The 13,498-nt window shown below is 72.6% G+C and carries 11 protein-coding genes; 8 read left to right on the top strand and 3 right to left on the bottom strand.

The window, feature by feature from the left end; all coding sequences use genetic code 11:
- Window positions 1-253: 253 nt before the first annotated feature.
- A complete protein-coding gene (locus IEY93_RS32295; RefSeq protein ID WP_189166959.1) occupies window positions 254-991 on the top strand; it encodes a sulfite exporter TauE/SafE family protein in 738 nt (245 codons plus the stop codon).
- 79 nt (window positions 992-1,070) lie between these two features.
- On the opposite strand, the gene IEY93_RS32290 is transcribed toward IEY93_RS32295, so the two are convergent.
- Window positions 1,071-2,288: a VIT1/CCC1 transporter family protein gene (locus IEY93_RS32290; protein ID WP_189166958.1), complete on the bottom strand. Its 1,218-nt coding sequence runs from the start codon at window positions 2,286-2,288 to the stop codon at window positions 1,071-1,073.
- A gap of 217 nt (window positions 2,289-2,505) precedes the next feature.
- Complete coding sequence (locus tag IEY93_RS32285) at window positions 2,506-3,408, bottom strand: LysR family transcriptional regulator (protein WP_189166957.1); 903 nt, start codon at window positions 3,406-3,408, stop codon at window positions 2,506-2,508.
- A 106-nt stretch (window positions 3,409-3,514) separates the two neighbouring features.
- On the opposite strand from IEY93_RS32285, the gene IEY93_RS32280 reads away from it, so the two are divergent.
- Window positions 3,515-4,375 carry an aldo/keto reductase gene (locus IEY93_RS32280; protein WP_189166956.1) on the top strand — a complete coding sequence of 287 codons (861 nt, stop codon included), beginning with the start codon at window positions 3,515-3,517 and terminating at the stop codon, window positions 4,373-4,375.
- Between the two features lie 244 nt (window positions 4,376-4,619).
- Here IEY93_RS32280 and IEY93_RS32275 read toward each other — a convergent pair whose 3' ends face one another.
- The gene (locus tag IEY93_RS32275; protein WP_189166955.1) at window positions 4,620-6,875 is read right to left on the bottom strand and encodes a hypothetical protein; all 2,256 of its coding nucleotides are present in this window, start codon (window positions 6,873-6,875) and stop codon (window positions 4,620-4,622) included.
- Between the two features lie 877 nt (window positions 6,876-7,752).
- On the opposite strand from IEY93_RS32275, the gene IEY93_RS32270 reads away from it, so the two are divergent.
- From IEY93_RS32270 to dgoD, 6 genes are read left to right on the top strand one after another with little or no spacing between them, the layout of a single operon-like run.
- Complete coding sequence (locus IEY93_RS32270) at window positions 7,753-9,048, top strand: ABC transporter substrate-binding protein (protein ID WP_189166954.1); 1,296 nt, start codon at window positions 7,753-7,755, stop codon at window positions 9,046-9,048.
- Window positions 9,049-9,050: 2 nt separating this feature from the next.
- Entirely contained in the window at window positions 9,051-9,989 is a 939-nt protein-coding gene (locus IEY93_RS32265) for a carbohydrate ABC transporter permease (protein WP_189166953.1), read from the top strand.
- On the top strand, window positions 9,986-10,819 hold the full coding sequence (locus IEY93_RS32260; RefSeq protein WP_189166952.1) for a carbohydrate ABC transporter permease: 834 nt from the start codon (window positions 9,986-9,988) through the stop codon (window positions 10,817-10,819). The genes IEY93_RS32265 and IEY93_RS32260 overlap by 4 nt, the downstream gene beginning before the upstream one ends.
- Before the next feature lie 52 nt (window positions 10,820-10,871).
- On the top strand, window positions 10,872-11,618 hold the full coding sequence (locus IEY93_RS32255; RefSeq protein WP_189166951.1) for an SDR family NAD(P)-dependent oxidoreductase: 747 nt from the start codon (window positions 10,872-10,874) through the stop codon (window positions 11,616-11,618).
- A gap of 28 nt (window positions 11,619-11,646) precedes the next feature.
- Entirely contained in the window at window positions 11,647-12,351 is a 705-nt protein-coding gene (locus IEY93_RS32250; protein WP_189166950.1) for a FadR/GntR family transcriptional regulator, read from the top strand.
- Complete coding sequence (dgoD, locus tag IEY93_RS32245; protein ID WP_189166949.1) at window positions 12,348-13,496, top strand: galactonate dehydratase; 1,149 nt, start codon at window positions 12,348-12,350, stop codon at window positions 13,494-13,496. The genes IEY93_RS32250 and dgoD overlap by 4 nt, the downstream gene beginning before the upstream one ends.
- Window positions 13,497-13,498: the final 2 nt, after the last annotated feature.

Genomic DNA, 13,498 nt, shown 5'->3' with positions numbered 1-13,498 from the left:
GAGAGTGCTCACTCACCGACGGCTACCAGGCACCGAGTCTGCCCAATCAGGCAACCCGGTAACTCCCATTAGGAGGAAGGCAACCGCTTGTCAGAGATATCAAGGGGGACCCGTATTCTGCCCAGGTGCTGGTGTTGATGCTGCTTCCTGGTCATCCGCGATCCGCCTCGGACCTCGCGAGTCCCGCGCCGGACGCCCGCGGACCGCTCGCGGGACCCGGCGCCCCTTCCCCCACGGCCCTCTGGCGAGACTGATGCCCTCTCTCGATCTGGCCCAATGGGCGGTGCTGCTGTTCGCGCTCGTCCTGGTCGGCTTCGCCAAGACCGGCATCTCCGGCGCGGGCACGGTGGCGATCGCGCTGTTCGCGTTGGTGCTGCCGACCAAGAGCTCCACCGGGACGATCCTGCCCCTGCTGCTCGTCGGCGACGTGGTGGCCGTGGTCAGCTACCGGCGGCACGCCGAGTGGCCGAGACTGCTCAGGCTCTTCCCCTGGGTGGCCGCCGGAGTCGTCGCCGGGGCGTTCGTCGTGCGGTGGGTGGACGACGCGCAGATGCGGCGGATCATCGGCGGCATCCTGTTACTGATCATCGTGCTCAGCCTGTGGAACCGGAGCCGCGGGGCGGACGCCTCGCTCGCCAACCGCCCCGCCGTCGCCGCGTGCGCCGGCGTCTTCGCCGGCTTCACCACCATGGCCGCCAACGCCGCCGGCCCCATCATGGCCCTGTACTTCCTGGCGGCCGGCCTGCCGGTGCTGGGGTTCCTCGGCACCTCGGCGTGGTTCTTCCTCACCATCAACGCCTTCAAGGTGCCCTTCAGCGTCGCGCTCGGCCTGATCACCCCGGCGACGCTGGCCTTCGCGGCGGTGGCCGCGCCGGCCGTGGTCCTCGGCGGCGTCGTGGGACGGCTGATCATCCGGCACATCAACCGGACGTGGTTCGAACGGGTGACCCTCGCCCTCACCTTCCTCGCCGCGGCCCGCCTGATGTTCTGACCGGCGCCTGCCGTCCGCCGGGCCGTCTGACCACGCTCCGGCGCTCACGTCCCGGCGGGCGCGGCGGGGCCCGGTCCGGTCAGACGCCGCCTCCGGCGCCGATCGCCAGCCCGATGAAGTACACGACCACCGCCGCGCCTCCGCCGATGAGGAGCTGCCGGGCGCCGGTGCGCAGGGCGGAGCGGCCGTTGAGCATGCCGAGCAGCGCGCCCACCGTGAACAGGGCGAGCGCGGCCAGCGACACCGCGGTCACCAGGGCCGGCGTTCCCTCGCCGAACAGGTACGGGATGACGACCACGACGGCCCCGACGGCGAAGGCGACCAGGCTGGACAGCGCCGCCGACCACGGCGAGCCCAGCTCCTCCGGGTCCAGGCCGAGCTCCTCGCGCGCCATCGTCTCCAGCGCCGTGTCGTGATCCTTCATGATCGTCTTGGCGACGCGCTCGGCCTCCTCGGCGTCCAGCCCCTTCGCCCGGTAGATGAGCGCGAGCTCCTCGGCCTCGGCCTCGGGGTCGTCGCGCAGCTCCTCGGCCTCCAGCGACAGCTCGCGTTCGTAGGCCTCGCGCTGGCTGCGCATCGAGATGTACTCGCCGACCGCCATCGAGAACGCGCCGGCCAGCAGCCCGGCGAGCCCCGCGAACAGGATCGTGCGGCCCGGCGCTCCCGACCCGGCGAACCCCATGGCCAGCGAGGTGTTGGACACCAGGCCGTCGTTCACGCCGAACACGGCGGCGCGCAGCGTCCCGGAGCGGTCGCTGCGGTGCCAGCGCTCGCGCCGCGCGACCCCCCTGCCGCCGAGCGCCGTCAGACCACCGGGGCCCACGGGACCGCCCGGGCCGGCCGCGCCGGAGAGGTCGCCCCGCTCCCGCAGGCGGGTGAGCACGCGTGCGTGCGAGCGCTCGTCCACCGCCATACCAGGGTGGGCGTCGGGGTCGGCGTCGTACATGCCCGCGTCGGCGTGCTCGGCCCGCTCCACCAACGGCAGCACCGCGTCGACCGAGTAGCGGCGGGCCAGCCAGGACAGCAGGCGGGTGCGGACGCTGGGACGGCGCGGGTCCGGCACCCGCTCGCCCAGTGCGGCGAGCTTGCCCGCCCAGTGCGCGGCGTGCCGCTCCTCGACGGCGGCGAGTTGCAGGAAGATCTCCTGCCGCTCGCCTTCGGCGCCCGCGGCGAGCCCGCGGTACAGGGCCGCGCTCTGCCGTTCGGAGTCGAGGGCGCCGCGGTAGCGCGCCGCAGCCCTGCGGCCTGCGTCCGCGCCGTTCCGCCGGTTCTCAGGGGTGCCGCTATCGGCGCTCATCGCTGTCGATCTCCCGCCCGGCCGCGCTCACCGCACGGCGCCATCGATCACTGGTGGTCGTCCCGTGGACGCCCATCGCCGGGCGCAACCAACTTTACATCCGCCCAATTCCGTACGCATCGGACGCTTGCCCGGCACGCTGCGCTGACCGGTGGCACGTGGGCCGGCCGTCGCGTCCGCCGGGCCCGGCTCGGTCGAATCCGCGCGTCCGGCCGGGTCAGTGCGCCGCGGTCGCGATGACGGGGGAGGGGCTCGCGGCGGCCTTGATCTCGTGGAGCAGCGCGGTGGCGGCCGCGCTGGTGGGGTCGCCGGTGACCGTGACGATCTGCCAGGACGGGGCCGCGCCGGCGAGCGGGAGGAACCGGACGCGGTCGGTCTTGCCCGAGAACGACCGCGGCACCAGCGCCACGCCCAGCCCGAACGTCACCAGGTCCAGCAGCGAGTGCACGTCGGTGACCTCCAGCGGCACCCGGCGCTCCACGCCCGCCGCGGCGAGCACGCTGTCGGCGAGGTCCCTGCTGATCCAGTCGGCGGGGAAGTCCACGAACCGCTCGTCCCGCAGCTCGCCGGGATCGATCTGTGCCCGGGTGGCGAGCGGGTGACCGAGCGGGCAGGCCACGACCAGCGGCTCGTCGGCGAGGGGCGTGACCGTGACGTCGTCGGGCAACCGGACGGGACGGGAGACGAACGCCACGTCCAGCCGGCCCATGCGCACCTGCTCGACCAGCTCACCGGACCCGCCGTGCCGCAGGCTCACCTCCAGCCCCGGATGGGCGTCCGCGAAGCGGGCGAGCACGGCCGGCAGGTGCACGCCGGGCAGACACTGCAACGCGCCGATGTCCAGGCTGCCGCGCAGCAGACCCTGCACGGCCGCGACGGCGTCCTTGGCGGCGTCGGTCGCCGACAGCGCCCGCCGCGCCTCCACCAGGAGCGCCCGCCCGGCCGGGGTGAGCTCCACCTGGCGGGTGCTGCGCAGGAACAGCGGGGCGCCCAGCTCGCGTTCGAGCGACCTGATCGACGCCGACAACCCCGACTGGGCGACGCGCAGGCGTTTGGCCGCCTTGGTGAAGTGGCAGTCCTCGGCGACGGCGACGAAGTACTCGAGTTGCCGGAGTTCCATGATCCATCACCGTCGCTGCTCAATCAGATCAGTTTCTTCTGTTGGACAGCTTAATCGTGGGCAGAGCAGACTGCGGAACAGCACACATATCGGAGAAGGAGCTCTCATGCAGACTCGCCGCATCGGCGATGTCCAGGTCGGCGCGATCGGCCTGGGCGGCATGCCCATGTCCATCGAGGGGCGCCCCGATGAGGAGCGATCCATCGCGACCATCCACGCCGCCCTCGACGCGGGCATCACCTTGATCGACACCGCGGACGCCTACCACCTGACCGCGACCGACGTGGGGCACAACGAGTCGCTGATCGCCGCGGCCCTCGCGAGCTACGGAGGGGACACCTCCGACGTGCTGGTCGCGACCAAGGGCGGTCACGTGCGCCCGGGCGACGGCTCCTGGACCCTGGACGGCTCGCCGGACCACCTGAAGAGCGCCTGCGAGGCGTCGCTGCGGCGGCTCGGCGTCGAGGCCATCGGGCTCTACCAGTTCCACCGCCCCGACCCGCGGGTGCCCTACGCCGACTCCATCGGCGCGATCCGCGACCTGCTCGACGCGGGCAAGATCCGGATGGCCGGCATCTCCAACGCCGACCCCGGGCAGATCAGGCTGGCCGACGAGATCCTCGGCGGTCGCCTGGTCAGCGTCCAGAACCAGTTCTCGCCGTCCTTCCGCTCCAGCGAGCCCGAGCTGGAGCTGTGCGCCGAGAAGGACATCGCGTTCCTGCCGTGGAGCCCGCTCGGCGGCATCTCCCAGGCCGGTGAGCTCGGGTCGCGCTTCGCCGCCTTCGCCGAGGTCGGCCGCGAGCACGGCGTGAGCCCCCAGCAGGTCTGCCTGGCCTGGATGCTCGCCAAGGCGCCGGTGGTGATCCCCATCCCCGGCTCCTCCCGGCCGGAGACCATCCGCGACTCCGCGGGCGCGGTCGACCTGAAGCTGACCGACGAGGAACTCTCCCGCCTCGACGCCGCCTGAACCACCAGGCCGCCCGCATGAGCCGGTGCCGTGGCCGCTCACCCTCGCCGTCCCGTCCGTCAGATGGGGCCCTCTCCTCGGCGCCGCGCCGGCGCAACGGTGTACGGCGAACGTCGGCGCCGCCCTACGACGGGGACCCGGCAGCCATTCGGCCACCGCGCCGGCCAGAGGTCGAACCGGCCGCAGCGCTCGGGCCGGTCCGCGCCCTTGATCGCCCGGCCGAGGGGAGGGCGCGCGGCATCGCTCAGTTGGTGCGGGTGTTGGGAAGGTGCGCGCCGAGATAACCGACGTACACCTTCCCCGTCGCGCCGCCGGAGTCGTCGTGGAAGTGCATCCGCGGCGCCGGGTATCCGACCGCGCGCAGTTTGATGTGCGCCTCCATCAGGATCTCGCCGCGCGGGTCGACCTCGACCGGCACCGGGAAGGTGCGCGGGTCGCGGAACTTGTCGCGCGTGGCGACGCTCCTCGACTCGCGCATCACCAGCATGCCGGCCGGGACCGTGTACCGGCCCGGTTCGCCGACCGCGCACCAGTCGTAGAACCCTCCCGCGAACTCCCCGCTCGACCGCGCGCGGGCGAAGTCGTTCAGCGCGTGCAGCGCGTCCCACGCCTTGCCCGCCCAGCTCCGGCGCAGCCCGGGGTAGGTGTTGTCCAGGCGCACCGCGGGCGCGTCGGTCTCGCCGATCACCACGTGCGTGAGCCGCGACCGCGCCTCGATCAGCGCCTCGGCCAGGCTGTCGGGCTGGAACACCTCCTCCGGCGGCGCGACCCCGTACATGGGGTGGCCCAGCTCGGCCAGCATCCCCTCCAGCCGCCGGACCCGCTCGGCGAGCGCACGGGACGTGCCGACCGCCTCGGCGTACTCCTCCTGCAGCAGCTCGTACGCCGGCCGGGGCCCGTCGGGATCGTCTGGGCGTTCCTGCTGCGCGGGATCGCCGAGGACCAGCTCGCACAGCCCGTCCAGGCGCAGGCCGAGCGCGCGGACCTCGCGCAGGAGCTGCTGCCCGGTGTCCAGGTCGGCCGCGAGGCCGAGCGCGGTCTCCAGTTCCTCCCGCACCTCCCTGACCACCGCCTCGGCCACGTCCCTGGCGAGCCGGGAGGCGTACTCCCGCCCGGCCGGCTCGTCCGAAGCCGGCTCCGGCGGCGGCTGCCCGGCCGATCCGGCTCCCGTGTCCTGCCCGGTGGGCCCCGCGACCGTGTCCTGCCCAGGCCTCGCCATCACGTCCCGTTCGGCGGGCCCGGCCGCGGCGCTCGGGGCCGGAGGGAGGCCGGGCCCGGCGAGGAGCCGGTCGGCGGGTCCGGTGGGGGCGTCGCCGGACCGCGGCGCGGGCACCAGCACACTCCCCGGACGAGGAGCGGGAACCTCCGGCGTCCCGCCCGGGCCACCCGGCTCGCGGACGCCGGCATCGCCGCCGCCGGTCTCACGGACTTCGGGAGGACCGCCCGGTGGCGGAGCGGGAACGCCGGCTGGTGCGGCCGGAACCGATCGGCCACCAGCGGGGGTCCCGGCCGGGCCGGGTTTCGGGGGCGCGGCGGGCATCCCCCGCGAGCCGGTCGCCGGCCCGCCGTCCGCACGGTCGCCGTGCCTGTTCCGGGCCGGGGCCGCGGACCCGGCCCGCGCGTCCATGGCGGTCGCCAGGGCGGCCGACGGCGAACGTCCGGCGAGCACCCGGTGGACCACCGGGAGGGCGCGATGGACCTCGTCCGGAAGGTCCATCCCGGCGGCCCGTCCGACCATGGCATTGGCGATCTTGGCCAGTGCCGCCTCTCCCTCGTCGCGCAGTTTGGCCGGGCTCATGGGGGGATGGCGATGAGTGTGGCGCTCGCTCGCCGGGTCGAACGGCGCGGCATAGGTCCGGATCGCCCCGCCGTACACCCCGAGGCGCTCGCCGACGGCCTGGTTGAACAGCTCCTCGGTGTGCCGGTCGGCCAGCCGGACCACCAGGGCGGCCCCGGCCACCGCCGCGGCCAGCCAGTCGGCGCGCTCGGCGCTGCCCGGGCCGGGCGTGACGACCGCGATCGGCGCGCGGCGCCGCGGCTCGGTCAGAATGTGCAGGAAGTGGGACACCTCCTGCTCGGCCAGCACCACCGCGGCGTCCTCCAGGTGGATCGCCCCGTCGGTGATCCGTTGCGTGCGCAGATAGGCCGGGACGAACCCCGGCGCACGCGCCGCCCCCTGCCCCGCCTGCCCTGGGCCGAGCCGCTCGACCGTCACCATCACCCACCCCGGCACGCGTTCGATCCCGTCCAGGAAGACCGCCGCGGTGCGCAACGTGCCACCGTCGTGCGGCTCGTCCAGGACGTACCGCCCGCACCCGCCGTGGTGCCGCATGCCGAGCCGCGAGTCCGCCACCCGGTGCTCCGTCGCCGGCCGCTCCGGGTCGGCGGCCGGAAAGCCCTTCTCCTCGCTCCACCGCCCGAAGGCGCGATGGAGCCGCCCCTGGATGGGGGTGGCCGCGTCCCGCAACACAGCCTGGTACAACCGCGTCGTCGACCTCACTGCCTGCCCTTCGTCCCGCCATGGATGAGAGGTACGGCCGGGGCCCGTGCCAGTTGGACGCGAACTCGGCCGTGCCGGATGTCACGGACGGCCTATATGTTCACAGCGGAGAGTGACCTCGCGAGGGGGAATCGTCCACCGAGCCCGAACCAATTCCGTGCGCGGCCGGGATTTGTCGGTGGCGGACGGCAGGATGACGCCGTGGCTTCATGGGTGGAGATCGAGAAGGCCGTCCCCGAGCTGGCGGCGCGCGTGGTCTCTGTGATCGTGTCGGCTGTCTCGGCTGCACTCGCTGGGCCGGATACATCGGGTCTATTGACGGCAGCGTCTATGTCGGAGCGGATTGTCCCCGGCTGAATACGCTGAGGACTGTCCTTACCCGTCGGGGCGATGCCTCCGCTTCCTGCTCAGGGCGGTCTGAGTGGACGTCTCTTGACGCGGAAATACATCCGATGTTAACTGCGCCTAACGGTTCTGAGTCCGGACTCGTGCGACGCCTGGTGCCGCAGGCGCCGACCGGATCCGTGTCAGGCCGGGCACGAGGGGCCGCGGCGCGCGTCACCGGTCGCCGATCGCCGGAGCCGTGTCCGCGGCCCCGTCCCGTCCCGTCCCGCCTCGGCCCGCGCGGGCTTTCCCGGCCCGTTCGCCGGCGGCCCGGCATCTTCGCGCGCGCTTCCGCCCCGCCCGGCGCCATCCCGTCCCCTCTCAGCAGGCCGTCACCTCCGCGCGTCCGGGGTGACGGTCTGCCATGGTCCGATGCGCTCGGTGACCTAACTTTTCATTTCTTATGAATAGTTATTGACGTTGCCGCCCCCGGGATGCCACTGTGTGCTTCGGCCTGGCCGCCCTCAACCCCCTTGCACCACGGAGGCCACCAATGAGTCACCTCACTGTGAACCGGCGCGGATTCCTCGCCGGCCTCGGCGCCCTCGGCATGACCTCGGCGCTCGGCGCCTGCGCGACCAGCACCACCCCGGCGCCGGCCGCGTCCGGGTCCGGTGCCACGTCCAAGGCCCTCACGCTGAAGTCCCGCGAGACCAGCGACAAGAGCCGCAAGGCCATGCAGGCGCTGCTCGACGAGTTCCTGAAGACCAACCCGCAGTACAAGCCGTCGCTCAACACGATGGAGGCGGCGGCCTTCCAGCAGCAGATCCGCGCCGACCTCACGCTGGCCACGCCGCCGGACGTCCTCACCTGGTTCGCCGGCGAGATCGCGAGCGACTTCGCCGGGCAGGGCCTGCTGCTCGACGCGACGTCCGTCTTCCCTACGGACGGCTACAGCCCGCAGTTCGCCGCGCTGTCCGCCGACGCCTCCGGCAAGAAGATCTTCATCCCGACCAACTACTACTGGTGGGGCATGTTCTATCGCACGTCCCACTTCGAGAAGTGGGGTGTGTCGGAGCCGAAGACCTGGGACGAGTTCATCGCGCTCTGCAAGTCCCTGAAGGGCAAGGGCGTCAGCCCGCTCGCCCTGCCGCTCGCCGACGCCGCCTGGCTCACCGCGTCCTGGTTCGACTACCTCAACCTGCGGATCAACGGCGCGGCCTTCCACCGGGCGCTGCTGGCCGGGCAGGAGAGCTACGAGGACCCCCGGGTGGCCAAGGTGCTGGACGTCTGGCGGGAGGCCCTGCCGTACCTCGACCCCGCGGGCAAGGGCCTGTCCTTCCAGGAGGGCTCGGCCAAGTGGCAGCAGGGCAAGGACGCGATCTTCCTGTGCGGGCCGTTCCTCGCCGACGCCATGCCGGCCGAGGTGAAGGCCGACGTGAACTTCTTCCAGTTCCCCATCATCGACCCGGCCGTCCCGGTGGCCGAGGAGGCGCCGCTGGACGGCTTCATCGCCAGCGCGCACACCGCCAACCCGGACGGCGCGCTGGCGTTCCTGAAGTACGCGGCCACCCCGGCCGCCCAGGAGCTGTACCTCAAGATCTCCGAGAACACGCTGATCCCGGCGAACGGCCAGGCCAAGTCCCCGCATCCCACGCCGCTGCTGGAGAAGGGCCGCACGATGGTGGCCGCCGCCGCCGACGTGACGCAGTTCTTCAACCGCGACTCCAACGACGACCAGCTCAACGCGCTGACGACGGCCCTGGTGAGGTTCATCGACAAGCCGGGAGAGGCCGCGGGCATCCTCAAGCAGTGGCAGAGCGACTCGGCCAAGGCCCGCGGTAACTGACGATGGCCGCCTCCGCCAAGACCTTCTCGCGCGGCTCCCGCGCCGGCGTCCTCTCGGGGGGCGCGCGGCGGGGGGCGCGCGAGGGGGCCGTCCTGCTGGCCTTCGTGCTCGTCCCGTTCGCGGTGGAGATGTTCTGGACGTTCTGGCCCGCGCTGAACAGCGTCTACATCTCCCTCACCCGATGGGACGGCATCTCGCCGCCGGTGTTCGTCGGAGCCGACAACTACCTGCGCATGTGGTCCGACGAGACGTTCCGTACGGCCCTGCGCAACACCGTGATGTGGCTGGTGCTGTTCGGCGGACTGTCGGTGCTGGGCGGCCTGGCGCTGGCGCTGCTGCTCGACCGGCCGCGGCGCGGCGTCGGCGTCTACCGGGCCGTGTTCTTCCTGCCGGTGGTGTTCTCCATGGTGGTCTCCGCGCTGGTCTGGCGCATGATCTACCAGCCGGATGGCCTGGTCAACGGCCTGCTCACCGCGGTCGGGCTGGAGGACCAGACGCGCATCTGGCTCGGCGACTCCGGCACCGCCCTGTACGCGCTGATCCTGCCCGCGCTCTGGCGCCAGGTCGGCTACATCATGGTGCTGTTCCTGGCCGGGCTGAAGACGGTGGACCCGCTGCTGCACGAGGCGGCGAAGACCGACGGCGCGACCGCCCTCGAGCGCTTCCGGTACATCACGCTGCCGCAGTTGCGGCCGATCAGCACGGTCGTGCTGGCGGTCACGGTGATCGACGCGCTGCGCTCGTTCGACATCGTGTGGGCGCTCACCAAGGGCGGCCCGTACCACTCCTCGGAGCTGCTCAGCACCTACCAGTTCTCGACCGGTGTGCTCGGCTCCCAGCTCGGCTACGGCTCCGCGCTGGCCGTGGTGATCTTCCTGCTCACCGTGGCCACGATCGTCGTCTACCTGGTACGCAGCCTGCGCGAGGAGGAGACCGCATGACGCCCACGAAGGCCGCCCGGCTGCGGCCCTGGCTGTTCCACACGGCGATGGGCACCCTGGCCGCGCTGTGGCTGCTCCCGCTCGCGCTGGTGCTGGTCACCTCGCTGCGCACCTTCGACGACCTCGCCGCGCGCGGCCTGGCTAGCCTGCCCACCGGCCTCACCTTCGACTCCTACCGGCAGGCCCTCGGCGCGGGGGAGTGGCGGGCGATCGGCAACAGCCTGCTCATCACGGTGCCGGTGGTCGTCGCGACGCTGGTCCTCGCCTCGATGGCGGCCTACGCCCTGGCCCGGCACCGCATCCCGTTCCGCAGGACGCTGCTGCTGCTCATGCTGGCCGGGAACCTGCTGCCCGCGCAGTTGCTGCTCATCCCCGTGCTGAAGCTGACCGAACGGTTCGGCGTGTTCGACAGCCGCATCGGTGTGATCGTGGTGCTCACCGCGGTCGGCCTCGGCTTCTACACCTTCGTCCTGCACGGCTTCATGCGCGGGATCCCGCACGAGATCACCCAGGCCGCCAAGATCGACGGGGCGACCACCTTCGGGGTGTACCTGCGCATCGTGCTCCCGCTCACCAAGCCGGCGCTCGCCGCGCTCGGGTCGCTCGCCTTCACCTGGACCTTCAACGACCTGCTGTGGGCCATCACCCTGCTGCGCGACGAGACCAAGCTGCCGGTCACCCCGGCCATCCTCGGCATGCAGGGGCAGTACTTCTCCTCGTGGAACGTGATCGCCGCCGCCACGGTCCTCGCGGCGATCCCCACGGTGATCGTTTTCCTGCGCTTCCAGCGCTACTTCATCTCGGGCCTGCTGATCGGATCGGCGAAATGACCGGCGGCCTGACGCGACAGACGACCGCCATCGGCACGGACAAGGTGTGGGCATGGGACGAGAACTGCTGACCGGCAAGGTGGCGGTGGTCACCGGCGCCGCGTCCGGCATCGGCGCCGCCGTCGTCGAGCGGTTCGCCGCCGAGGGGGCGCACGTGATCGCCGTGGACGTCGCCGACCCGGCCACCGGCCACGCCGGGGCGCTGGGCGTCACCGGTGATGTGGCGGCGGCCGAGACCTGGCGGCGGGTCGAGGCCCTCGCGCGGACGGAGTTCGGCCGGCTCGACGTGCTGCACTCCAACGCCAGCGTGGTGGTCCGGGCCCCGGTGCACGAGATGGCCGAGGCCGACTGGGACCGGCAGATCGCCGTCAACCTCACGGCGACCTACCAGGCGATGCGGGCCTGCGCCGCCCTGCTGGGCGCGGGCTACCCCGAGCGGGGCGCCGGCGCCGTCGTGCTGAGCTCCTCGGTCCACGCCATCGCGGGCCTGCCCGGGCATCCGGCCTACGCGGCGGCCAAGGGCGGGCTCGTCTCGCTCGGCCGTCAGCTCGCGGTCGAGTACGGCCCGCGGGTGCGGGTCAACACCGTGCTCCCCGGGCCGATCCTGACCCCGGCCTGGGACGGCATCGGCGAGGAGGACCGCCGGCGCAGCGCGGCCGGCACCGCCGCCGGGCGGTTCGGGCGGCCGGAGGAGGTCGCGGCGGCGGTGGCCTTCCTGGCCTCTGAGGAGAGCTCCTATGTCACCGGGGCGTGCCTGCTGGTGGACGGCGGGTGGAGTGCGGTGAAAGATTCCGCATGATCACATATCCGACACGAGGACGGCGAAATTGAGCGCTTATCCGGGCCGCGGCGTACACGGGCAGGTCGTCGAGGCGATCGGCCGCCGGATCGTCAGCGGCCAGGAGGCTCCCGGCTCCACGCTCGATCTGGAGGCGCTGGAGCTCACCTACGACGTCAGCAAGACGGTCGTGCGGGAGGCGCTCAAGGTCCTCGCGGCCAAGGGCCTGGTGGACGCCCGGCCCAAACGCGGCACCTTCGTCCGCCCCCGCGCCGAGTGGAGCCTGCTCGACCCCGACCTGCTGCGCTGGCAGTTCGAGGACCCGGCGGGCAGCCGGATGCTCGACGACCTGTACGAGGTGCGGACCATCGTCGAGCCCGCCGGAGCACGCCTGGCCGCGGCCCGCCGCACCGACGAGGACGTGGCCCGGCTGGAGGCCACGCTCGCCTCGGCCGGCGCCGGCGCCGCGGCCGAGGAGATCGTCGAGGCCGACCTCGCCTTCCACCGGCAGTTGCTGGAGGCCTCGCGCAACGAGCTGCTGATCAGGATGGAGTACATCATCGAGATCGGCCTGCGCGCCCGTGACCTGCTCGTCCACGGCGAGGGCCACCACACCGACTTCCTGCCGCCGCACCGGGCCGTGCTCGACGCCGTACGCGCCTCGGACCCCGAGGCCGCGGAGCGGGCGATGCGCGCCCTGCTGGAGCAGGCGGCCAAGGACGAGCAGGAGTTCAAGAATCGGGGACGACAATGAAGATCGAGAAGGTGGAGACCTTCCTCGTGCCGCCACGCTGGCTGTTCTGCCGGGTGGAGACCGACGAAGGGGTGGTCGGCTGGGGCGAGCCGGTCGTGGAGGGCCGCGCCGAGTCGGTGCGCGCGGCCGTGCACACCCTCGCCGAGTACCTCCTCGGGCGCGACCCGTTGCGCATCGAGGACCACTGGCAGGTCATGGCCACCGCCGGCTTCTACCGCGGCGGGCCGGTGCTGTCCAGCGCGCTGGCCGGCCTCGACCAGGCGTTGTGGGACATCGCCGGCAAGACCTACGGCGCTCCCGTCCACGCGCTGCTCGGCGGCCCGGTCCGCGACCGGGTCCGCATGTACGCGTGGGTCGGCGGCGACGAGCCCGGTGAGCTGGCCGACAGCATCGCCGCCCGGGTCGAGGCCGGGTTCACCGCGATCAAGATGAACGCCGTCGGGCGGATGCCCGCCCGGCATGCCACGCAGTCCGACGTCCACGGAGTGGTGGAACGCGTCGCGCTGGCCAGGGAGGTGCTCGGCCCCGGCCGGGACGTCGCCGTGGACTTCCACGGTCGGGTCGGCGCGGCCGACGCGCGCCGCATCCTGCCGCTCATCGCCGCATTCCAGCCGATGTTCGCCGAGGAACCGGTGCTGCCCGACCGGCCCCACCTGCTGCGCGACGTCGTCACCGCGAGCAGCGTCCCGGTGGCGACCGGGGAGCGGCTGTACTCCCGGTGGGACTTCCGCCAGGCACTGGAGGCCGGCGTCGCCGTCGTGCAGCCCGACCTGTCCCACGCCGGCGGCATCTCCGAGACTCGCAGGATCGCCGCCCTGGCCGAGGTCTGGGACGCCAAGCTCGCCCCGCACTGCCCCCTCGGCCCCATCGCCCTCGCCGCGAGCCTCCAGGTCGCCTTCGCCACGCCGAACTTCCTGATCCAGGAGCACTCGATCGGCATCCACTACGAGGAGGGGGCCGGTCTGCTCGACTACGTCATGGACGCCGGGACGTTCCGCTTCACCGACGGGTACGCCACCCGTTCCGACGCTCCCGGCCTCGGCGTACAGATCGACGAGGCCGCGGTGCGGAAGGCCGGCGAGAAGGGGCACGCCTGGCGCAACCCCGTCTGGCGGCACGAGGACGGCGGCCTGGCCGAATGGTGACG

It is taken from the genome of Sphaerisporangium melleum, assembly GCF_014646695.1.
Classification (GTDB): Bacteria; Actinomycetota; Actinomycetes; order Streptosporangiales; family Streptosporangiaceae; genus Sphaerisporangium; species Sphaerisporangium melleum.
The sequence above is the reverse complement of the archived record's forward strand: the minus strand, read 5'-3'. Positions and strand labels throughout refer to the sequence as shown.